The organism is Agathobaculum hominis (assembly GCF_014288055.1).
Classification (GTDB): domain Bacteria; phylum Bacillota; class Clostridia; order Oscillospirales; family Butyricicoccaceae; genus Agathobaculum; species Agathobaculum hominis.
On record NZ_JACOPK010000002.1, the window covers coordinates 309,895 to 332,432 of the forward strand.

Here is a 22,538-nt window from a genome sequence, read left to right on the forward strand (position 1 = left end):
ATACGATAATATAAGTATGGCCGAACGGGGATCGAAGAAAGGAAAACCGCAGCGGCCTGCTGTGATTTTTCAAAACACTGCCCCTTCCTATGCGCAGGGGCAGCGGCATAAAAGGGACAGGAGACTTTATGAGTACATTTCAGACATTGTTTTCCCAGGATATCGGGAGGATGAACTGGAGAACGGTGCTGGACTCGTTTTTCAGCGCGTTCAACCAGTTCCGCACCATATCCTTTATTGATATTATCGATATACTGATCGTTGCGTATATTATCTACCGCATCATGAAGCTGCTCAAGGACACGAGCGCAGAGCGCCTGATCAAGGGCATCATCATCCTTGTCGGCATTATGCTGCTGGCGAGCATGCTGCATCTGACCATGATCTCGTGGCTGCTCCAGCAGGCGCTCAATGTCGGCTTGTTCGCGATCGTGGTCGTGTTTCAGCCTGAGCTGCGCCGTCTGCTCGAGCAGATCGGCAAGGGCAACTTCAGCCGGCTGATCGTGCCGGCAGACGCACCGGACGAGGTCGAGAGCATGATCACCGCGACCGTTTCCGCCTGCGCGGATATGTCGCGCACCAAGACCGGCGCGCTCATCGTGTTCGAGCGCCGCGAGCGTCTGGGCGAGATCATCTCGACGGGCACCATGGTCGATGCCGCGCCGTCCGCCGAGCTGATCAAAAACATCTTTTTCAAGAACAGTCCGCTGCATGACGGTGCGATGATCGTGCGCGCAGGCCGTGTCTGCGCCGCAGGCTGCGTGCTGCCGCTCTCGGGCAACCAGAGCCTGTCGCGCGATCTCGGCACGCGCCACCGCGCGGCGGTCGGCATGAGCGAGAGCGCGGACAGCGTGCTCGTGGTCGTCTCCGAGGAGACCGGCTCGATCTCGGTCGCCATCGGCGGCATGCTCAAGCGCCATCTGTCCCCCGATATGCTGCGCAAGCTGCTCGAAAATGAGCTGCTCGACAGCGAAAAGCAGGAAAAGAGCCGACTTGCCGCGATTCGTGATATGTGGAAGGGAGGCGCAGGCAAATGAAGAACATTCTGAAGAAGCATGATATTTCGCTGCGCCTGCTCTCGCTGCTGCTGTCGGTCGTTCTGTGGGCGGTCGTCATGGACATGGACAACCCGGAGCGTCCGCGCACGTTCGACAACATTCCGGTGCGCATCAGCGGCGCGACGGTGCTCCAGCAGCAGACCGGCCTCTCGCTCATCGAGGGCGCCGACTCGACGGTAAAGATCACGCTGCGCGGCCCGAGCAAGACGCTCGGCGACATCAAGGCGAGCCAGATCGCGGCGTCGGTCGATGTTTCCGGCCTGACCGAGGCGAACGAGTATGACCTGCCGGTTTCGGTCACGGTCAGCCGCTCCGGACTCGAGGTGGAATACATCTCCCCGTCCAAGGTGCATGTACGCGTGGACAAGGTGGATACGAAGGACATCCCGGTCGATGTGAACGTCACGGGCACCCCGGCGGACGGCTGCCGCGCCGGCAAGCCATCCTCGCCGGTCAGCACCATCACGGTGCAGGGCCCGGCGGCCGAGCTTGCGAACGTGGCCAAGGCGGTCGCGGTCATCGATGTGACGGGCGCGGAGTCTACGCTGACCAATATCGAATGTCCGGTCACGCTGTATGACAGGGACGGCACGGCCGTCACCTCGCAGCACATTACGAGCAAGACCGAGAAGATCAAGGTCACGGTGCCGATGTACAACATCGACACGCTGCCGCTGACCGTCACGCTCAAGGACGGTGGCAAGCTGACCGCGCAGCAGGTCAAGTACAGCATCAATCCGGAGAGCGTCAAGGTCGTGACGAGCGACCAGGCGTCCCTCGGCGACCTCAGGGAGCTCAATCTCGGCGAGATCGATCTGGGCAGCGTGCGCACGGGCGTGCCGATCGAGCTGTCCATCCGCGACAAGCTGCCGGAGGGCGTTTCGCTCGAAAACGGTCAGCCGGACAAGGCGAAGGTGACGATAACCGTGGACGGCATCGCGACGCGCAAGGTGCAGGTCTCCAAGTTCGCCCCGAACGATACCTCGGCGGATACCACGCCGTACAGCGTCAAGATCCTCACCAGCTCGGTCGAGATCGAGCTGCGCGGCAACGAGAGCGAGCTGCAGGAGGTCGAGACCGACAGCCTGTCGATCGGCCTGACGTTCGACTCGGTATCGCTCGGTACCGGCAGACACAAGGTCAAGGGCATCGCGGCGGCCATCGGTCTGCCGAGCGACGTGACGCTCGTGGAAGAGGACATCGAGGTGGAAATTCAGATCACAGGGGACGGCTCGGGCGGAGCGGACAGCGGTTCCTCTGACTGGACCGGCGAGAACGGGGAGGACAGCGAATGAGCCTGCTTGTGACCGGCATCCGGCTGCCGTTTGACGAGCCGGAGACGGCGGCGCTCGACAGGGCCCGCCGTCTGACCGGACTGCTATCTTCGGAGACCGAGGCTGCGGTGTGCCGCGTCAGCATCGACGCGCGCCGCGGCCAGATCTCCCGCGTATATTCGGTGCGTCTGGACGCACCCTGCGACGAGAAGGCATTTGCGGAAAAGCTGCAGATGCCGTCTGTGCGTTATAAAGAAAATGCAAGTCCTGCCGTTCCGCACGGCGAAAAGCGCCTTGCGCACCGTCCGGTCGTCGTGGGTCTCGGCCCTGCCGGACTGTTCGCGGCGTACACGCTCGCCCGGCACGGCTTCCGTCCGATCGTACTCGAGCGCGGCGGCGATATGGACGAGCGCGACAGGGCGGTAGATACGTTCTGGAGCGGCGGCGCGCTCGACCCGGACTGCAATATCCAGTTCGGCGAGGGCGGCGCGGGCGCGTACTCGGACGGCAAGCTGACCACGCGCATCGGCGATGCGCTGTGCGAGACCGTGCTCGAAACGCTCGCCGCGCATGGCGCTCCGGCGGACATCGTGAAAAAGGCCAAGCCCCATGTCGGCACGGACATCCTCAAGGATGTCGTGCGCGAGATGCGGCGCGAGATCGTGAAGAACGGCGGCGAGGTGCATTTCCGCACGGCGCTGACCGGTGTTTCACTGAAAAACGGCGCGCTGACCGCCGTCCGCGCGGACGGCATGGACATCCCCTGCGAGCGGGCAATCATCGCGGTCGGTCATTCGGCGCGCGATACCTTCCTCGCGCTGCATGAAAACGGCGTTTACTTCGAGCCGAAGGCGTTTTCGGTCGGCGTGCGCATCGAGCACCTTCAGAGCGAGCTTGATCGGGCGCTTTACGGAAAATTCGCCGGTCATCCGCTGCTGCCGCCGGCAGAATACAACCTGTCGCGGCGCGCGGACGGACGCGCGTGCTATTCGTTCTGCATGTGCCCGGGCGGCGTGGTCGTCGCGGCGCAGAGCGAGCAGAATACGGTCGTGACCAACGGCATGAGCTATCATGCGCGCAGCGGCAAAAACGCCAACGCGGCGCTTGCCGTTTCGGTAGACCCCGAGGATTTCGAGAACGGAACGCCCTTCGGCGGCGTGGCGCTCCAGCGTCAGATCGAGCACGCGGCGTATGCGCAGACGGGCTCGTACCGCGCGCCGTGTCAGCGCGTGGGCGATTTCCTTGCGGACAGGCCGACGAAAAGTCTCGGCGCGGTAGAGCCGACCTATCCGGTCGGCGTGGAGCCCGGACGCGCGGCGGCGAGCCTGCCGGATTTCGCGCAGACTATGCTGCGCGACAGCCTGCCGTATTTCGGCAGGAAGATCCGCGGCTATGACGCGGCGGACGCACTGCTGACCGGCCCGGAGACGCGGACCTCATCCCCGGTACGCATGAAGCGCGGCGAGGACCTGTTCGGCCTCGGCGTCGCCGGACTCATTCCCTGCGGCGAGGGCGCAGGCTACGCAGGCGGCATCATGTCCGCCGCAGTCGACGGCATCCGCGCAGCGTTCCGCATCATGGAAGAATATAAACCAGAGTAAGCAATTACCAGAGTGAAAATAAGGACTGAATCAAAATGACCCAACAGGGAACCATCAAAAAGCTGCTCCCCGGCGGCAGGGCAGAGGTCGAGGTAACGCGCCGTTCGGCGTGCGGCCATGACTGCGCCAAGTGCGGCGGCTGCGGCGGTCTGGAGACCCAGACGCTCTACGTCACCGCGCGCAACCATACCGATGCCGGCATCGGCGACCGCGTGCTCATCGAGGGCGAGACCGGCCGCGTGCTCGGCCTTGCGGCGCTCGTCTACATGCTGCCGCTCGTGCTGTTCTTCATCGGCTACGCCATCGGCAATGCGGCCGGCGGCGGTGCGTCCGGTGCGCTCGTCGGCGGCGTGCTGTTCGCGCTCGGCATCATCGGCGCGATCTTTTACAGCAGAAGGATGAAGCAGAACGGCGAAGTCCCGTTCGAGATCACGCACAAGCTTTAAGGCAACACCGCACAATTAAAGCTGCGGCGCTTTGCGGAAATTTTGTGCCCTGACTTTGTTGCGATTTCACGGTAATACATCAAGTATTACCGCAAAACCGCGCCTTGTCAGAACGCAAAATTTGCTCGCAAATCGCTCTTGTTCAATTATGCGGTATTGCCCTAAGAGCGCGGAGCAAACAGAAATTATGCGGGAACCGGGAGAATGATCTCGGTTTTCGTGCTGTGAGAGGGAAAGTGCGCGGCCCTGCGAACGGAAACGAGCCATCCGGCCGCATGAATTCTCTGAACTTTTTATGAATTTTCGCCAATTTTCCGTGTTCGCCCTTGTCATATGCGCGAAAGTTCGGTAAAATAAATTGATACCGCGAGAAGGTCAGTATTGTTATGAACACTGAGTGGAAAATTATGGCTTTCCTCGCGGAAATTCTGCTGTCGAAAAGACGGCGCGAAAGGGTTATGCGATGTTTGGCTTTATCCGACCGGTGAAGTCCGAGCTGAAGGTGAAAGAAGCGGACCGCTTCCAGCAGGTGTACTGCGGTCTGTGCCACGCCATCCGCGCACGGTACGGCCGGTTCTATACAATGTTTCTCAGCTATGACATGACCTTTTATGCTCTTGTCGTCGGCAGCGGCGAGACGCCGAAGGCACAGACCGAGCGCCGCCGCTGTGATGCGCACCCGGTGACGAAACGGGTCTGCGCCTCGCCCGATGACGCGCTCGCGCTCGCGGCGGATGCGAGCGTGCTGCTGAGCTATCATAAATTCCGCGACAATCTTGCGGACGAAAAGGGCGCAAAGCGCCTGCTCGCCGCCGTGCTGTGCCGCCTTGGACGGCGCGGCTACGAAAAAGCGAGGGCGCGCCTGCCCGAGGCCGACCGCGACATCCGCGCGGCGCTCGACGAGCTGCACGCACTCGAAAACGAAAACTGCGCTTCGATGGACCGCGCAGCGGACGCCTCCGCCCGAATGACGGCGGCGGTCGTGCCGCACACGGGCGACGCACGGGAGCGCGTTCTCCGGCAGATGTTCTACCATGCCGGACGATGGCTTTACCTGCTCGACGCGGCGCAGGACGTCCCGGAGGACATGAAAACAGGCGCGTATAATCCGCTCGTTCAGCGCTACGCGCTGAAAACGCCTGACATCACAGACATAAAACAACCGCTGGAGCGCACACTGGAGCGGTCGCTCGCCGACGTATGCACGGCCTTCGACCTTCTGGATGCGCAGCGCGATGCGGAGATCATCCGCAATATCATTTTTCTTGGTATGCCGACCGTGACGAGACAGGTGCTCGACGGCACATACCAACCGAACGGAGGCAGGGGAAAGCATGGATCCCTATAAGGTACTCGGTGTAACGCCGCAGACGAGTGATGACGATGTAAAACGCGCCTATCGTGAGCTTGCGCGCAAGTATCATCCGGACAACTATGTCAATAATCCGCTCGCCGACCTGGCAGAAGCACGCATGAAGGAGATCAACGAGGCTTACGATACGATCATGAGCGAGCGCTCGGGCAAAACGGGCGCCGGTGCGGGCAGCACCGGTCAGAGCTATAATGGTCAGACCTACGGCGGCCAGCGGACCTATGCCGGTCCGAACGCCGCGCTCTATGCGCAGGTGCGCCAGGCCATCAATCAGGGCAACCTCAACATGGCCGAGAGCCTGCTCACCCGTGCATCCGGCCGCGACGCCGAGTGGTTCTTCCTGACCGGTACGATCTACGCACGCAAGGGCTGGTATGATGAGGCGCAGCGCGCCTACATCAAGGCCTGCGAGCTCGACCCGGGCAACGCGGAATACCACAACGCGCTGAACAACCTCAACATGACCGGCGGCTACGGCGGCTACCGTCCGATGCAGGAGATGAGCGCCTGTGACTTCTGCGTTCAGCTCGCCATCTGCAACTGCTGCTGCAATACCTGTCTGAACGGCTGCTGCGCAGGAGGCGGCTGCTGATATGAACACACGGGAAATTGCGCGCGGCGGACTGCTCGCGGGGTTTGCCGTCGTGCTGCTGTATATCGGCGGACTCATTCCGCAGGCAGCGCCTGCGCTGTGCATCTCGGCCGGCGTCGTGTCCGCGGTGCCGCTCATCCGCAGCTTCGCGCTGCGCACCTCGCTCACCGTCTATGCGGCGGTGAGTGCGCTGTCGCTCATGCTCGTGCCGAGAAAGAGCATCGCGGCGGCCTATATCGCCGTCTGCGGCCTGTATCCCATTGTAAAATACCTCATCGAGAGCCGCGTCCGCCCCGGCGCACGCATGGCGCTCAAGCTGGCATATGCGAATCTTGTGCTCGCCGTGCTGGGTGCGCTCGTATCAAAGGGCGTGTTTCCGCAGCTGGAAATGCCCGGATTTTTCGCACTCGCGGCGTTCTGGTTCGCGGCGAACATCGGATTTGCCGTTTTTGATGCCGTTCTGACGCGGTTCATCCGCTTTGTGCGGCGGTATCTGCCGAAAATTTGACGGTTCCGCATGGAAATGCGTTTATATTACATGGATTTTCCTGAGGGGGAAGAGATAAAATGAAGAGTATGACCGGCTACGGCCGCGCGCGACAGGTGCTGCATGGACGCACCGTTACCGTCGAGCTGCGCGCCGTCAACCACCGCTATCTGGACTGCACGGTAAAGGCGCCGCGCCAGTTCGGCTTTCTGGATGACGCCGTGAAGAAGGCGGCCGCCGCGCGCATCGCACGCGGCAAGACCGAGATCTATGTCAGCGTCGAGACCGACGAGGGCGGCGATCTTTCCGTCACGGTAAACCACGCGCTCGCAGAGCGCTATCTGGCGGCGCTGCGCGAGCTGTCCGAAAAGTACGGCCTGCGCGACGATGTGACCGTCATGAGCCTCGCAAAGCTCCCCGATGTACTCGGCTCGGAACGCATCGAGCAGGACGCGGACGAGCTGACGCAGGACGTTCTGACCGTATTTGCCGAGGCCTGCGACGGCTTCGACCAGATGCGTGAGCGCGAGGGCGAAAAGCTCGCGGAGGACGTCAGAAACCGCGCCTCGGTCATCGAGACGCTGGTCGGCGAGGTCGAGAAGCGCTCGCCCGAGCGCGTTGCGGAGTACCGCGAAAAGCTGCTCGCACGCATGCGCGAGGTGCTCGAGAGCACGGACATCGACGAGACGCGCATCGTCACCGAGGCCGCGATCTACGCGGACAAGACGGCGGTGGACGAGGAGACCGTGCGCCTGCGCAGCCATCTGCATCAGCTCGACGGCATGCTGAACGAGGTAAAGCCCGTCGGCCGCAAGCTGGATTTTCTGGTGCAGGAGATGAACCGCGAGGCGAACACCATCGGCTCGAAGGCGAACGATGTCGAGATGGCGCAGACCGTCGTGAACATCAAGAGCGAAATTGAAAAAATTCGCGAGCAGATTCAGAATATCGAATAAAATATCGTATCAAACCGGCTGTGCCGCCTGAAAAACGCGGCGCGGCATGAGAAAAGGGGGCAGACCGAAGTGAAGCTCATCAATATCGGCTTCGGAAACATGGTGGCGGCGTCGCGTCTCATCGCGATCGTCAGCCCGGATTCCGCGCCGGTCAAGCGTACCGTACAGGAGGCACGTGACCGCGGCATGATCATCGACGGCACCTACGGCCGCCGCACGCGCGCGGTGCTCATCATGGACAGCGACCATGTTGTGCTGAGCGCACTTCAGCCCGAAACCGTCGCCGCGCGCTTCGCCGGCGACACCGAGGAAGGAGCAACAGAGGATGCGTAAGGGAACACTGTATGTTTTCACCGGCCCGTCCGGCGCAGGCAAGGGTACGGTGCTGGGCCGGCTGCTTGCCGAGGACGACCGACTGTTTTTCTCGATCTCCGCGACGACGCGCGCGCCCCGTCCGGGCGAGCAGAACGGCGTGCACTATTATTTCCTTGAAAAGGCGGATTTCGAGAACCGGATCGCGCAGGGCGCGTTTCTGGAGCACGCACAGTATGTCGGCAACTACTACGGCACGCTCGAGGCGCCGGTCAACGAAAAGCTCGACGAGGGCTTTGACGTTATTCTGGAGATCGAGGTGCAGGGCGCGATGCAGATCAAGAAAAAGCGCCCGGATGCCGTGATGGTATTCATCGCGCCGCCGTCCTTCGAGGAGCTGGCAAGCCGCCTGCGCGGCCGCGGCACCGAGAATGAGGCCAAGGTGCAGAAGCGTCTCGAGACCGCAAAGGGCGAGCTGGAGCAGAAGGATAAATTCGACTATGTGGTCGTAAACGACACGGTAGACCGCGCGGTAGACGAGATCAAGGGCATTCTCGCCTCCCGTCGATAACACAGGCAATCACAGATAAAATTATACACTGGGTAATATAAGGAGATTTGATTACAATGCTGAACCCTTCGATGCAGGAACTGATGAAACGAGTAGGCAACCGCTATCTGCTGGTCAATCTGGCCGCACAGCGCGCGCGCGACATTGCCGACGAGGCAGAGCAGAGCGGCGTGCCGCTGACCGACAAGGCGGTAAAGCTCGCGCTCGATGAGATCGCAGCCGGCGAGATCGTTTACCGTCCGGGTCCGCGCGTAGAGCCGGTCAAGACCGCAAACAACCCGATCGCTGCCGCAATGGTAGACGTTGACGACGACCTCGACGACGAGGAGCGCGCGTCGGACTCCGACGAGGAGAATGAGGACGGCGAAACGACGGTTTCCCGCCGCCGCATGGACGAGTTCGATGACGAGGAGCTCGACGACGGCGATATTCCGGAGGAGGACCGCTAAGCGATGCGCTTTGCAGGAAAGACCGTCGTTCTGTGCGTGACGGGAGGCATCGCGGCGTACAAGGCCGCCGACCTCACGAGCAAGCTGCATCAGAACGGCGCGGAGGTGCGCGTGCTCATGACCGAGTCCGCCGCACAGTTCATTTCGCCCATGACGTTCGAGACGCTCTCGGGCAGCCGCGCGGTCGTCGATACCTTCGACCGCAGCTTTCCGTGGGAGGTCGAGCATATCTCGCTCGCCAAAGCGGCGGACGTGTTCGTCATCGCGCCCGCGACCGCAAACGTGATCGCCAAGGCGGCGCACGGCATCGCGGACGATATGGTGACGACGACGCTGCTCGCGACCAGGGCGCCGGTCGTTGTTGCGCCGGCCATGAACACCGGCATGTATGACAACCCGGTGACGCAGAGCAATCTGGAAACGCTGCGCGGGCGCGGCTTCCATATCATCGACCCGGCGGCAGGCCATCTCGCCTGCGGCGACAGCGGACGCGGCAAGCTGCCCGACACGCAGACCCTGCTCTGGGGCATCGAAAAGGCGCTGACCGGGCAGGATCTTGCCGGAAAGCACGTGCTCGTCACCGCAGGGCCGACGCAGGAGGCGATGGACCCCGTGCGTTTTCTGTCCAACCACTCGACCGGCAAGATGGGCTACGCCATCGCGGGCCGCGCGGCAATGCGCGGTGCCGAGGTCACGCTCGTGTCCGGCCCGACCGCGCTCGACACGCCGAAGGGCGTTAACCGCGTGGACATCCGGTCGGCGCGCGATATGTACGATGCGGTCCTGTCCCGCGCCGCGCAGCAGGACTTTATCATCAAGGCCGCCGCTGTCGGTGATTACCGCCCTGCGGCGACAGCGGACGAAAAGCTCAAAAAGGGCGACGGCGAGCTGAACATCCGCCTTGCGCGGAACCCGGATATTCTGGCGGCGCTCGGCGCGGACAAGCGGCCGGGACAGCTTCTGTGCGGCTTCGCGATGGAGACGCAGAACCTGCTCGACAACGCGGAGAGCAAGCTGCGCCGCAAGAACTGCGATATGCTCGTGGCGAATTCGCTGCGCGACAAGGGTGCCGGCTTCGGCACGGACACCAACATCGCAACGCTCCTGTTCGCGGACGGACACCGGGAACAGCCGTCCATTATGAGCAAGGCAGACCTCGCGGACCTCATCCTCGACCGTCTGCTCGGCATGAGCCGGAGATAACAGACTGCAAGGGCGGAGTGACCGGCTCCGCCTTTTGCGGCATAAACCATTATAAACAGCAGGAAAGGCCGTGACGATCCTTGGCGGAAACCATTTGTGCTGTCGCTCTGGATGCGGCGACCTACGCGATCGACAAGCTATATTCTTACCGTGTGCCGAACGAGCTGCGGGAACAGGTGCAGATCGGCACCCGTGTTCTCGTGCCGTTCGGCTTTGGCAATAAACGGGCAGAAGGCGTTGTGCTCGCCTTTCGCGAGGACACGGGCGAATACCGCCTCAAGCCTATCGTGGAAGCGCTCGATGAGCAGCCGGTGCTGACGCAGGAGCAGCTGAAGCTCGCCGCGTGGATGCGGGAGCGGCTGTACTGTACCTATTTCGACTGCGTGCGCGCCATGCTCCCGGCCGGACTGTGGTTCAGGCGGAACGAGATGTACACGCTTGCCCCGGATGCAGACCCGGCGGCGCTGCACGCGCGCGAGGGCGAGGAAGGCGAGGTACTGCGCCTGTTCGACACGGCGGGGCAGACGCTTTCGCTCGCCGAGATACGCGAACGCCTCGGAAAGGGCGCAGGGCGCACGCTCGATGCGCTCGCGGGCGAGGGCATCCTCGTCTACCACAGCAACACCGTGCAGAAGACCGGCGACAAGACCGAAAAAATGCTCGCGCTCGACATGGAGTCCGATGAAGCGATGAGCCGGGTGCGGCGCAGCGCTGCGCGGCAGGACGTCGTGTCCGCGCTCGCGGACGGCATCTGGATGAGCCAGAAGGAGCTGTCCTATATGACGGGCGCGAGCGATGCCGCCCTGCGCGATATGATCAAAAAGGGCATCCTGCGTGTGAAATACGAGGAACGCATGCGTGCGCCGGACTTTTCCGATGTGCCGCGCGCGGCGAAGCCCGTGCTCTCCGCGCAGCAGCAGGAGGCGTATGACGGCATGGCCGCGCTCATGGATGAGCCGAAGGCGCAGGCCGCGCTGCTGTTCGGCGTGACGGGCAGCGGCAAGACGCAGGTCTATCTGCGCCTGATCGCGCACGCGCTCGAGACCGGAAAGAGCGCCATCGTGCTCGTCCCGGAGATCGGACTGACGCCGCAGGTGCTGCGGCAGTTCGCCGCACAGTTCGGCGATCTGGTCGCGGTGCTGCACTCTGCGCTGTCCGCCGGAGAGCGCTGCGACAGCTTCAAAAAGATCAAGACCGGCCGTGCGCGCGTCGTGATCGGCACGCGCTCTGCGGTGTTCGCGCCCGTGCGCGACCTCGGCGTCATCATCATCGACGAGGAGCAGGACGGCGCGTACAAGTCCGAGCAGAGTCCGCGCTACCATGCGCGCGACGTCGCGAAATACCGCGCCGTGCAGACGGACGCGCTGCTCGTGCTCGGCTCGGCAACGCCGTCTGTCGAGACATATTACGGCGCGAAACAGGGAAAATACCCGGTCTTCCGTCTGACCGAGCGCTTTCTCGGCGCCGGCCTGCCCGAGGTGCTCATCTCGGATATGCGCGGGCAGACGCGCGCCGGACGCTCGGGCGTCATCGGCGCTGACCTCGAGCGCGAGCTGCTCGACACGCTCGACCGAGGCCGGCAGGCGATCCTGTTCCTCAACCGCCGCGGCAACAGCCGGGTCATCGGCTGCGCGATGTGCGGCTGGGTGCCTGAGTGCCCGCACTGCTCGACGAACATGACCTATCATTCGGCCTCGGGCCGCGCGATGTGCCACTACTGCGGCGCGTCCATCAAGATCACGGGCACCTGCCCAGTCTGCGGCGGCGAGGAGCTGTTCACCGAGACCCCCGGCACGCAGCGCGTCGAGCAGGAGCTGAACGAGCGCTTCCCGGACGCGCGCGTGCTGCGCATGGACGCGGACACGATGAACACCAAGGGGGCGCACGAAAAGCTGTTTTCCGCCTTTGCGCGCGGCGAAGCGGACATCCTGCTCGGCACGCAGATGGTCACGAAGGGACTGGATTTCGAAAACGTGACGCTCGTCGGCGTGCTCGACGCGGATCAGAGCCTTTACGCGCAGGATTACCGTGCGAGGGAGCGCACGTTTTCCCTCATCACGCAGGTCGTGGGGCGTGCCGGACGGCGCTTCGACACCGGCCGTGCGGTCATTCAGACCTACAGCCCGACCCATCCGGTCATTCTGACCGCGGCGCGGCAGGACTACGAAAAATTCTATGAAAGCGAAATGGAAACGCGCGAGGCGCTGCGCTGTCCGCCGGTCTGCACGTTTACGGTGCTGACTGCGGCGGGCGAGGTCGAGCAGCAGGTGCTGAAAAGCCTGCTCGCGCTCAAAAACCGCCTGCTCAGCCTGATGGAAGGCCAGTATGCGGACGTAAAGGCGCCCGTTCTGGGCCCGGCGGCGGCGCAGGTCGTCAAGGTCATGGGGCGTTACCGCTACCATCTGACCATGCGCGCGAGAGACAGCGCGCGGTTCCGCAGTCTGGTCTCGGGCGTGCTGCGCGAGTTCATGCTCGACAGCCGCAATCGCGGCGTGACCGTTTTCGCAGACAGCAATCCGGATCTGTAATCGGATTCCGGACTTCTATTTCATTGATCCCGGCAAGGAGCGATACCCATGAGCAGGTTCATTATTCGCAGAGCGAAGGCGGAGGACGGCGCGGCGCTCTGCGCAATCTACGCGCCGTACATCACGGACACGACCATCACATTTGAGTACGAGGTGCCGACGGACGCGGCGTTTTCCGACCGCATCCGCGAGACCGCCGCGCAGTTTCCCTATCTCGTGTGCGAAAAGGACGGCGGAATCATCGGCTACGCCTACGCGCACCGCATCCGTGAGCGCGCGGCGTACGACTGGGATGCGGAGCTGTCTGTCTACCTGAAGCAGGGTACGCACGGGCGCGGCATCGGCACGGTGCTGCTCGCCTGCCTCATCGAGCTGCTCGAGATGCAGGGCCTTCGCCATCTTTACAGCTGCGTGACCATGCCGAACCCGAGAAGCGTCGGCATGCAGCACAGGCTCGGCTTTGAGGATGCGGGCGTCTGGCATAGCTCCGGCTGGAAGTTCGGCGCATGGCACGACGTCGCGTGGTTTGAAAAGCACGTGGGCGGGGGCGAGCCGAAGCCGGTCGTTCCGTTTCCCGAGCTTGACGGGGACATTATACAGAAAACACTCAATATTTACACAGAAAAGCTGAATTTGGAGGATAAATAATCATGGCACTTCGCAAAATTCTTACCAAGGGCGACGAACAGCTGGCAAAGCACTGCCGTCCGGTCGAAAAGTTCGACGACCGCCTGCATGTACTGATCGACGATATGCGCGAGACGCTGGAAAACTCGGGCGGCGTCGGCCTTGCCGCCCCGCAGGTCGGCATCCTGCGCCGCGTCGTCGTGCTCCTCGACGTCAACAAGGACCCGGAGGAGATGGTCGAGCTGGTCAACCCCGAGGTCATCGAGCAGCGCGGCGCGGAGCGCGTCGTAGAGGGCTGCCTGTCTGTTCCGGGCGTTTACGGCTATGTGACCCGTCCGACATGGGCGAAGATCCGCGCACAGGACCGCTTCGGCAACTGGTTCGAGCGCGAGGGCGAGGGCATCGTCGCACAGTGCTTCTGCCACGAGACCGAGCACCTTGACGGCCACCTGTTCATCGAAAAGGTCGAGGAATATGTCGATGTCGAGCAGATGCAGGACGGTGAGGAAGAGTAATGCGGATCGTTTTCATGGGTACGCCGGATTTCGCCGTACCGAGCCTTCAGGCGCTTCTGGACGCCGGACATGAGGTCGCGGCGGTCTACACGCAGCCGGACAAGCCGCAGGGCCGCAAGCAGATTCTGACCGCGCCGCCGGTCAAGGAGCTTGCCCTCGCGCACGGCATCCCGGTCTTTCAGCCGGATACGCTCAAAAAAGAGGAGGAGCAGGCGCGTCTGCGCGAGCTTGCTCCCGAGGTCATCATCGTCGTCGCCTACGGCAAGCTGCTGCCGAAGGCTGTGCTCGACATTCCGCCGCGCGGCTGCATCAACGTCCACGGCTCGCTCCTGCCGCGCTGGCGCGGCGCGGCGCCGATTCAGTGGGCGGTCATCGCAGGCGACGAGAAGGCCGGCGTTACCACCATGCTGATGGCGGAGGGGCTGGACACCGGCGATATGCTGCTGACGAGCGAGACGCCGGTCGGCGCACGCGAGACTGCCGGCGAGCTGTTCGACCGCCTTGCGCAGTCGGGCGCGGAACTTTTGACCGAAACGCTCGTCAGACTGGATGAGATCACACCGCGTCCGCAGAACGACGCGGAGAGCTGCTACGCGCATATGCTCGACAAGAAGATGGCGGTCATTGACTGGTCGAAGTCCGCGCGCGAGCTCGACTGTCTGGTGCGCGGCCTCAATCCGTGGCCGATCGCACTGACCAGCCTTGCAGGCGAACGCCTCAAGGTCTACGCCGCTGAGCCGGCGGACGGCTGCGGCGAGCCGGGCACGGTGCTCGAGGCCGACCCGAAAAAGGGTCTGACGGTCGCCTGCGGCGAGGGCGCGCTGACGCTGACCGAAATTCAGCTCGTCGGCGGCAAACGCATGAAGGCGACCGATTTCCTGCGCGGCCATGCCGTCGAAAAGGGCAGCAGACTGGGCGAGTAATCCCAGCAATCAAGGGAGGTTTTTCCATGCCGTATATGGGTTATTACGGAATTGATATGTACTATATCGTGCTGGTACTGCCGTGCGTGCTGTTCGCGTTCTGGGCGCAGTCGCAGGTCAACGGCACGTTCAACCGCTACTCGCGCGTCATGAGCCGCCGGGGGCTGACCGGCGCGCAGGCGGCTCAGGCCGTGCTGCGTGCGAACGGCGTGACGGGCGTCAGCATCGAATATGTCGCCGGAAAGCTGACCGACCATTTTGATCCGCGGACGAACACGATCCGCCTGTCCGCGTCGGTCTATCAGTCCACCTCGGTCGCGTCCATCGGCGTGGCCGCGCATGAGGCGGGCCATGCGGTGCAGTATGCGGTCGGCTATTCGCCCATCCGCCTGCGCAACGCCATCGTTCCGCTGACGCAGGTCGGCGCGACCGCCGCCATGCCGCTCATTCTGATGGGTCTCGTGCTGAACTTCGGCGTGCTCATCAAGGTCGGCATCATCGCGTTCGCACTTTCGACCGTGTTCCAGCTCGTGACGCTGCCGGTCGAGATCAACGCCTCGCGCCGCGCACTCGCGGCGATCGGACAGACGCATATGCTCGATGAGGACGAGTACGGCATGGCGAAAAAAACGCTGACGGCGGCTGCGATGACCTATGTGGCGGCGCTTGCGGTATCGCTCGCGCAGCTGCTCCGACTGCTGCTCATTTTCGGAGGAAGAAACCGCGATGATCGATAAAAGACCCAAAACGCCGCGCGAGGTCGCCGCTTTTTCGCTGTTTTCCATGGCGGAGGAGGGCGCGTGGTCGGACGGCGCGCTGCATCATTATCTCTCCCGCGCCGGTCTGGACGGCCGGGACGCTGCGCTTGCCGCGCGTCTGACCTACGGCACGGTGCAGAACGAGCTGCTGCTCGACTGGTATCTGCGCAGCTTTTCCTCTCTGCGGCTTAAAAAGATCGCGCCGCGCGTGCTTGCGTGTCTGCGCATGGGACTGTATCAGCTCATTCTGATGGACAAGATCCCGGCGCACGCGGCGGTTGCGGAGACGGTCTCGCTCGTGCGGCACTACTGCCACGCGAACGACCGCACCGTATCCTTCGCCAACGCCGTCATGCGAAAAGCGGCGGAGGCGGTCGAAAAGAACGCGCTGCCGCGGCTCGACTGCCCGGACAAGGAAAGCTACTACGCGCTCCGGTACAGCCATCCTGAATGGCTCGTGCGCCTGCTCTCCGAGCAGTTCGGTCAGAAGCTGACCGAGCGCATCTGTCAGGCGGACAACGCTGACACGCCGGTCTCGGTGCGCGTCAACAGGATGAAGACCACGCCGGACGAGGCGAAGGCCGAGCTCGAGCGCGCCGGGATGACGGTCACGCCGCACCGCGCGTTCGCGGACATCCTGCTGTGCACGGGCGGCGACGCGGCCGCGACCGAGGCGTTCCGCGAGGGACGCATCACCGTGCAGGACGCGGCGAGTGCGCTCGCGGCGTTCGTCGCCGACCCGAAGCCGGGCACGGCCGTCCTCGACTGCTGCGCCGCCCCCGGCGGCAAGAGCTTCGCCATGGCGGAGAAAATGCAGGGGAAGGGCAGCCTGACCTCGTGCGACATCTACGAGCACAAGCTGAAGCGCATTCAGGAGGGCGCCGCGCGTCTCGGTCTGCCGAACATCCGCACCGAGCTTCAGGACGCCTCCGCGTTCCGCGCGGAGTGGGCGGAGAGCGCGGATACCGTGCTGTGCGACGTGCCGTGCTCGGGCCTCGGCATCATCCGCAAAAAGCCGGAAACGCGCTACAAGGACCCGGACGAGATCGCAAAGCTGCCTGCCCTGCAGCGCGCCATTCTGGAAAACTGCGCGAGGTACGTCAAAAAGGGCGGTACGCTCGTCTACTCGACCTGCACTATCCTGCGGCGCGAGAATGAGGACGTTGTGCGCGCCTTTCTTGCGGCGCATCCGGAGTTCGCGCCCGCGCCGTGGTCGCATCCGGTCTGCGGCGGGCGGGAGGACGGCATGGTGACGCTCCTGCCGCCTGAGCACGACACGGACGGGTTCTTTATTGCGAAATTAAAACGGATTGGAAATTGAAAGAGCCATGACAGAAATCAAATGTTTAACGATAGATGAATTAAAATCGGCTTTGAAGGACATGGGGGAAAAGCCGTTCCGCGCAGGACAGATCTTCAAGTGGCTGCACGAGGGAGTTCAGTCCTTCGACGAGATGAGCAATCTCTCCAAGGAGCTGCGCGCGCGGCTCGCGGAGAACTTCATCCTGACCGTTCCCGAGGTCGCGCGCAAGCAGGTCAGCAGGGTCGACGGCACGGTAAAGTATCTGTGGCGCATGCGCGACGGCGACTGCGTGGAGTCCGTCCTCATGCACTACGAGCACGGCGTTTCGGTCTGCGTCTCGACGCAGGTCGGCTGCCGCATGGGCTGCAAATTCTGCGCGTCCGGCCTGAACGGCAAAAAGCGCAATCTTTCCGCCGGTGAGATCCTGGACGAGATCCTGTTCATGCAGAAGGACAGCGGCGAAAAAGTCTCGAATATCGTGCTGATGGGCACGGGCGAGCCGCTCGACAACTACGACAACGTGCTGAAATTCCTGCACCTTGTCAGCTGCCCGGAGGGAATTAACATCGGACAGCGGCATATATCCTTGTCAACGAGCGGAATTGCTGATAAAATAGAGACACTGGCAAAGGAAAAGCTTCAGATCACGCTTTCGGTATCGCTGCACGCGCCGGACGACGAGACCCGTTCGTCCATCATGCCGGTCAACGACGCCTATCCCGTGGAACGGCTGATGCAGGCGTGCCGGTATTACTTCGATACCACAGGCCGCCGGATTTCCTACGAGTACATGATGGCACGGGACAAGACCGACCGGCCGTGGCAGGCGGAAAAGCTCGCGAAGCTGCTCCGCGGCCGGCCGGGCCATGTCAACCTCATCCCGCTCAACGAGGTGGAGGAAAGTCCGCTCTTGCCCTCGAAGCCGGAGACCGTGCGCCGCTTTCAGCAGGCGCTCGAAAAGCGCGGCGTGACCGCGACCGTGCGCAGAAAGCTCGGCCCGGACATCGACGCAGCCTGCGGTCAGCTTCGCCGGCGCGAGATGAAGGAGCAAGGATAACCTGTGTCTGAGGAGGCAGAAGGCAATGGAATACTTCGGAATTACCGATAAGGGGCGCGTGCGTCCGACCAATCAGGATATTTACCGAATCGAAGCGTGCCCGGACAGGGACAGCGCGCTCGTCCTCGTGTGCGACGGCATGGGCGGCGCGAACGCAGGCAACGTCGCGAGCCGCTTTGCGGCGGAGTGTTTTGTCGAGGAGGCAAAGCCGGCGCTCGAGACCGGTGCGGACGAGATGACGCGCCACGAGACGCTGCGGCGCGCGCTCGACCGGGCGAACGACACCGTGTTCGGTCTCGCCGGCCGCCAGCCCGAGTTCCGCGGCATGGGCACGACGCTCGTCAGCGCCTTCGTGCAGGGCAGGGACGCGAGCATCATGAACGTCGGCGACAGCCGCGCGTACATCATGAGCGGCGGAACGCTGCGCCAGATCAGCGAGGATCATTCCTACGTTGAGGAAATGCGCCGCCTCGGCCGCATCAGCGAAGCCGATGCGCGCTCCCATCCGCAGAAAAATCTGATCACCCGGGCGGTCGGCGTGGATGCGACGGTGGATGGCGACCTGTTCGAGCAGACGCTCGCGGACGGCGACATCCTTCTGCTCTGCTCGGACGGCCTGACCGGCATGGTCGAGGACGGGAAGATCGCCGAGGTGCTTGCGGGCGCAGGCACGCTCGAAGATAAGGGCCGGGAGCTGCTGACCCTCGCGCTCGAGGGCGGCGGCCGCGATAATATTACGGTCGCGCTGTTTACCTGCGGCGCGAAACAGGAGGCGTGATCCTCATGGAAAACGACAAGTATATCGGCAGGCTGCTCGGCGGCCGCTATGAGCTGATCGATGTGGTCGGCGTCGGCGGCATGGCGGTAGTCTACCGCGCGCGCGATACCATACTCGGACGATATGTGGCGATCAAGATCCTCAAGGAGGAGTTCGCCAAGGACCCCGACATCCGCAAGCGCTTCGCCATCGAGTCCCGTGCTGTCGCCAAGCTCAGCCATCACAATATCGTTTCGGTCTATGACGTCGGAAACGAGGACGGCACGGATTATATCGTGATGGAGCTCATCGAGGGCGTGACCCTTAAGGAATATTTGCAGCAGAAGGGCCGCCTGTCGTGGCAGGAGAGTATTTTCTTCGCAGAACAGATCTCAAGCGCCCTCGTTCATGCGCATTCGCGCGGCATCATCCATCAGGACATCAAGCCGCAGAACGTCATCATCCTGCGCGACGGCACCGCGAAGCTGACCGATTTCGGCATCGCGTCCTTCGCGACGACGCAGGAGACGCGCGTGGTGCAGGAGGCCATCGGCTCGGTGCACTATATCTCGCCCGAGCAGGCCAAGGGCAGCAAGATCGACTACCGGACGGATATTTATTCGCTCGGCGTGGTCATGTACGAGATGCTGACCGGCAGGCTCCCGTTCGAGGGCGAGACCGCGCTCCAGATCGTCATGCAGCATATCAACGCCGTGCCGCCGATGCCGAGCGAGCTGGTCCCGGACATCCCGAAGGGCCTGGACGCCATCGTCATGCACGCGATGTGCGCGAACATCAGCAGACGCTATGCTTCGGCGGACGAGCTGTGCGCCGACCTTGCGCGCGTGCGCGAGGACCCGGACACGCAGTTCTATTATACCGCCTCGGACGACAGCTCGGGCGAGACGCAGGTCATCGGACGGGAGGTGCAGCGCGCGGCCCGTCATGCGGCAGCAGAGGATACGGCCGCCATCCCGGCGGCACCGCGCCGCCGCAGTGAACCGCACAGCGCACGCCGGGAGGCTCCGGCGCGCCGCCGCACCTCTGTGCGCGAGCGGGAGTCGTCGGATTTCTTCGAAAAGCTGAGCGAGCGCCCGGCGATGGCGGCCGGCATGGCCGTCGCGGTCGTCGCGGCCATCTCGCTGCTCGTCGTTGCGGTGCTCATGTTCACCGGCAGCGGCAAATCCGCGAAGATCGACGTTCCCGACCTCATCGGCCGCACGATCGACGACGTTTACGCCGATTCCGAGGTCATGAACAACTTCGAGATCAAGGAAGCGCCCTCGCGGCAGGAGTCCGACCGTCCGGCCGGAGAGATCCTTGACCAGGACCCCGGCGAGGACCAGCAGGCCATCAAGGGCTCGGTCATCACCGTCACGGTCTCGGCCGGCGGTGACAACGTCAAGGATACCTACAAGGTGGTCGACTTTACCGGAAAGTCGCTCGATTATGTCGCGGCATCGCTTGAAGCGCACGGCATCGAGCTCAAGGAAGAAAAGGAATACAGCGACGATGTCGAGGAGGGCAAGGTCATCCGTACCGACCCCGAGGCCGGCACGGAGCTGGCGCGCGGCGAGACGCTGACGGTCTATATCAGCCTCGGCAAGGAGCAGAAATCTGCCGATGTGCCGAGCCTGACCGGCATGACGCAGGAGGCGGCGCAGCGTGCGCTGTCCGAGCGCGGCCTGAGCCTCGGCTCGGTCGATCAGGTCGAGAGCGACAAGCCGGAGGGCACGGTCGTATGGCAGTCGATCGACGCGAACAGCTCGGTAAATCAGGGCACGACGGTCAATATCCAGATCTCCAAGGGCAAAAAGGCCGACGAGCAGAAGCCGGACAGCAGCACGACCGGCGGCAACACCGGTTCGAGCGAGGACGACACGCCGGGCAAACTTCCGCCCACACCGGCGGAAGGAAGCGCGACCATTCCGGTGGCGCTGCCCGACAGCGCGGATACCGCCCATGTCGTGATCTATGTAGACGGCGTCATTCAGTATGACGACACTCCGTCCACCAGTCAGGGCAGCATCGCCGTCACCGTGCAGTCTACGGCCGGCGACCATGAGGTCACGGTGAGCGTAGACGGCTCGTCCACGACGCAGACGTACAGTTTCAATTAAACGACACAAAGGGACGCACCGCACACTGCGCGGCTGCGTCCCTTGCAGAATGAGGAAAGGAAGCGTATTTTTGACCGAAGGCATTATTCTCAAGGGCATCGGCGGATTTTATTATGTGGATACGCCGGAAGGGCTGATCGAGTGCAAGGCGCGCGGAAAATTCCGCAAGACCGTTGGAAAACCCATCGTGGGCGACCGCGTTCAGCTTGAGGTGCAGCCGGACGGGACGGGCTATCTCATGAGCATCGCGCCGCGCAGAAACAGCCTCATCCGTCCGGCGGTCGCGAACCTCGACCTTGTTGTAGCGGTCGCGAGCGCCGCGCCTCCCGTGACCGACCCGTTTCTCATCGACAAGGTGACGGCCATCGCGGTACACAAGGAGATCACGCCGCTCGTCGTGATCAACAAGACCGACGCGGACGCGGGCGACGAGCTGTATGAGACCTACCGGAAGAGCGGCATCGAGGTGCTGCGCGTGAGCGCGCGGACGGGCGAGGGCATCGACGCGCTGCGCGAGCGCATCTGCGGAAAGGTCTCCGCCTTCGCAGGCAACTCGGGCGTCGGCAAGTCGAGCGTGCTCAACCGTCTCGACAGCTCGTTCGGCGCGGAGGTCGGCGCGATCTCCGACCGCATCGGCCGCGGCCGCCACACCACGCGCCATGTCGAGCTGCACCCCATCGAGGGCGGCGGCTATATCGCGGACACGCCGGGCTTTTCCTCGTTCGAGACCGAGCAGATGGATCTCGTGCTGGCGCGCGATCTGGAATACGCCTTTCCGGAGTTCGCGCCCTATCTCGGCCAGTGCAGATTCACCGGCTGCGCCCATGTCAAGGAAAAGGGCTGCGCCATCCTTGCGGCGGTCGAAAACGGCGAGATCGCGAAAACGCGCCACGAAAGCTATGTCAAACTCTATGAAAGCGTAAAGGATCTGAAGGAATGGGAGCTTACGAAGGGCGGCACGCGCTGATCTTTGCAGCCGCGCCCGAAACAGACTACAGTTACATCCGCGCGTTCCTCGGGGAGCATCCGGACGCGCTCATTGCCTGCGCTGACGGCGGTCTGCGCCATGCGCGCGCGCTCGGCCTGCACCCGGACTTCATGATCTCGGACTGCGACTCCATGCCCGAGACCGAGGGAGACGAGGTCATCCGCCTGAAGCCGGAGAAGGACGACACCGACACGCAGTCTTGTCTGCGCGAGGTGTTCCGCCGCGGCTGCCGCGAGGCAACGCTCGTCTGCGCGACCGGCGGACGCATCGACCATATGCTCGCAAATCTCTCGCTGCTCGAGGAGGCGCGAGAGATGGGAGGGCGACTGACCATCCTCGACAGCTGCAACCGCATCGTTTTGCATGAGGGAGGACGGGAAAAATTCATAATGCCGTCAGCTTACAGGTATTTCTCCATTGTGCCTCTGGACGCGGTGCTGACGGGCGTTACGATTGAAAATGCAAAGTATCCGCTCGAAAACGGACGGGTCACGCGCGCCGGCATGGTTTCGATCTCAAACGAAGCGGCGCCCGGCAGCAGCTTTGCCGTGACGATCGAAAAAGGTGCGGCGCTCATCATCTTTGCGCATGACCCTGCGCGCCGCCCCTGAATTTAGACTGTTTCCACAAACAAAACCGCC

Annotated in this window: 23 protein-coding genes; all 23 read left to right on the forward strand. The window is 63.0% G+C overall.

The annotated features are described in order from the left end of the window. Positions 1-170 precede the first annotated feature (170 nt). The 23 genes from cdaA to H8S02_RS03400 all read left to right on the forward strand — a co-directional run bounded on the left by cdaA (position 171) and on the right by H8S02_RS03400 (position 22,508). Complete coding sequence (cdaA, locus tag H8S02_RS03290; protein ID WP_186969283.1) at positions 171-1,037, forward strand: diadenylate cyclase CdaA; 867 nt, start codon at positions 171-173, stop codon at positions 1,035-1,037. Further along, on the forward strand, positions 1,034-2,353 hold the full coding sequence (locus H8S02_RS03295) for a CdaR family protein (RefSeq protein WP_186969284.1): 1,320 nt from the start codon (positions 1,034-1,036) through the stop codon (positions 2,351-2,353). The genes cdaA and H8S02_RS03295 overlap by 4 nt, the downstream gene beginning before the upstream one ends. Further along, complete coding sequence (locus tag H8S02_RS03300; protein ID WP_186969285.1) at positions 2,350-3,933, forward strand: NAD(P)/FAD-dependent oxidoreductase; 1,584 nt, start codon at positions 2,350-2,352, stop codon at positions 3,931-3,933. Before H8S02_RS03295 ends, H8S02_RS03300 begins: the two co-directional genes overlap by 4 nt. A 35-nt stretch (positions 3,934-3,968) precedes the next feature. Then, the gene (locus tag H8S02_RS03305) at positions 3,969-4,379 is read left to right on the forward strand and encodes a SoxR reducing system RseC family protein (protein WP_186969286.1); all 411 of its coding nucleotides are present in this window, start codon (positions 3,969-3,971) and stop codon (positions 4,377-4,379) included. 463 nt (positions 4,380-4,842) lie between these two features. Further along, entirely contained in the window at positions 4,843-5,727 is an 885-nt protein-coding gene (locus H8S02_RS03310) for a DUF5685 family protein (RefSeq protein WP_186969287.1), read from the forward strand. Beyond that, the gene (locus tag H8S02_RS12675; RefSeq protein WP_186969288.1) at positions 5,714-6,343 is read left to right on the forward strand and encodes a J domain-containing protein; all 630 of its coding nucleotides are present in this window, start codon (positions 5,714-5,716) and stop codon (positions 6,341-6,343) included. Before H8S02_RS03310 ends, H8S02_RS12675 begins: the two co-directional genes overlap by 14 nt. A gap of 1 nt (position 6,344) precedes the next feature. Then, entirely contained in the window at positions 6,345-6,851 is a 507-nt protein-coding gene (locus H8S02_RS03320; protein ID WP_186969289.1) for a hypothetical protein, read from the forward strand. Positions 6,852-6,910: 59 nt separating this feature from the next. After that, positions 6,911-7,786: a YicC/YloC family endoribonuclease gene (locus H8S02_RS03325; RefSeq protein WP_243166387.1), complete on the forward strand. Its 876-nt coding sequence runs from the start codon at positions 6,911-6,913 to the stop codon at positions 7,784-7,786. A gap of 69 nt (positions 7,787-7,855) precedes the next feature. Then, the gene (remA, locus tag H8S02_RS03330) at positions 7,856-8,119 is read left to right on the forward strand and encodes an extracellular matrix/biofilm regulator RemA (protein WP_118683857.1); all 264 of its coding nucleotides are present in this window, start codon (positions 7,856-7,858) and stop codon (positions 8,117-8,119) included. Continuing rightward, positions 8,112-8,669 carry a guanylate kinase gene (gene gmk / locus H8S02_RS03335; RefSeq protein WP_186969290.1) on the forward strand — a complete coding sequence of 186 codons (558 nt, stop codon included), beginning with the start codon at positions 8,112-8,114 and terminating at the stop codon, positions 8,667-8,669. The genes remA and gmk overlap by 8 nt, the downstream gene beginning before the upstream one ends. A gap of 56 nt (positions 8,670-8,725) precedes the next feature. Next, positions 8,726-9,118: a DNA-directed RNA polymerase subunit omega gene (gene rpoZ / locus H8S02_RS12395; protein WP_207722053.1), complete on the forward strand. Its 393-nt coding sequence runs from the start codon at positions 8,726-8,728 to the stop codon at positions 9,116-9,118. Positions 9,119-9,121: 3 nt separating this feature from the next. Continuing rightward, entirely contained in the window at positions 9,122-10,321 is a 1,200-nt protein-coding gene (gene coaBC, locus H8S02_RS03345) for a bifunctional phosphopantothenoylcysteine decarboxylase/phosphopantothenate--cysteine ligase CoaBC (RefSeq protein WP_186969291.1), read from the forward strand. Positions 10,322-10,401: 80 nt separating this feature from the next. Beyond that, positions 10,402-12,849 carry a replication restart helicase PriA gene (gene priA, locus H8S02_RS03350; RefSeq protein WP_186969292.1) on the forward strand — a complete coding sequence of 816 codons (2,448 nt, stop codon included), beginning with the start codon at positions 10,402-10,404 and terminating at the stop codon, positions 12,847-12,849. Between the two features lie 48 nt (positions 12,850-12,897). After that, positions 12,898-13,497 (forward strand): GNAT family N-acetyltransferase, encoded by a 600-nt coding sequence (locus tag H8S02_RS03355; protein ID WP_186969293.1) that lies wholly within the window; start codon positions 12,898-12,900, stop codon positions 13,495-13,497. 2 nt (positions 13,498-13,499) lie between these two features. Next, positions 13,500-13,991 (forward strand): peptide deformylase, encoded by a 492-nt coding sequence (def, locus tag H8S02_RS03360; RefSeq protein ID WP_118683847.1) that lies wholly within the window; start codon positions 13,500-13,502, stop codon positions 13,989-13,991. Next, positions 13,991-14,914, forward strand: coding sequence for a methionyl-tRNA formyltransferase (gene fmt, locus H8S02_RS03365; protein WP_186969294.1), 924 nt, complete (start codon positions 13,991-13,993; stop codon positions 14,912-14,914). Before def ends, fmt begins: the two co-directional genes overlap by 1 nt. A gap of 26 nt (positions 14,915-14,940) precedes the next feature. Then, positions 14,941-15,651 carry a zinc metallopeptidase gene (locus tag H8S02_RS03370; RefSeq protein ID WP_186969295.1) on the forward strand — a complete coding sequence of 237 codons (711 nt, stop codon included), beginning with the start codon at positions 14,941-14,943 and terminating at the stop codon, positions 15,649-15,651. Next, complete coding sequence (rsmB, locus tag H8S02_RS03375; RefSeq protein WP_186969296.1) at positions 15,641-16,993, forward strand: 16S rRNA (cytosine(967)-C(5))-methyltransferase RsmB; 1,353 nt, start codon at positions 15,641-15,643, stop codon at positions 16,991-16,993. The genes H8S02_RS03370 and rsmB overlap by 11 nt, the downstream gene beginning before the upstream one ends. A gap of 7 nt (positions 16,994-17,000) precedes the next feature. Further along, complete coding sequence (rlmN, locus tag H8S02_RS03380) at positions 17,001-18,032, forward strand: 23S rRNA (adenine(2503)-C(2))-methyltransferase RlmN (protein ID WP_186969297.1); 1,032 nt, start codon at positions 17,001-17,003, stop codon at positions 18,030-18,032. 25 nt (positions 18,033-18,057) lie between these two features. Then, the gene (locus tag H8S02_RS03385) at positions 18,058-18,810 is read left to right on the forward strand and encodes a Stp1/IreP family PP2C-type Ser/Thr phosphatase (protein WP_186969298.1); all 753 of its coding nucleotides are present in this window, start codon (positions 18,058-18,060) and stop codon (positions 18,808-18,810) included. 5 nt (positions 18,811-18,815) lie between these two features. Next, complete coding sequence (gene pknB, locus H8S02_RS03390) at positions 18,816-20,909, forward strand: Stk1 family PASTA domain-containing Ser/Thr kinase (RefSeq protein ID WP_186969299.1); 2,094 nt, start codon at positions 18,816-18,818, stop codon at positions 20,907-20,909. 70 nt (positions 20,910-20,979) lie between these two features. Next, complete coding sequence (gene rsgA / locus H8S02_RS03395) at positions 20,980-21,876, forward strand: ribosome small subunit-dependent GTPase A (protein ID WP_243166388.1); 897 nt, start codon at positions 20,980-20,982, stop codon at positions 21,874-21,876. Beyond that, entirely contained in the window at positions 21,846-22,508 is a 663-nt protein-coding gene (locus tag H8S02_RS03400) for a thiamine diphosphokinase (RefSeq protein ID WP_186969301.1), read from the forward strand. Before rsgA ends, H8S02_RS03400 begins: the two co-directional genes overlap by 31 nt. Positions 22,509-22,538 lie beyond the last annotated feature (30 nt).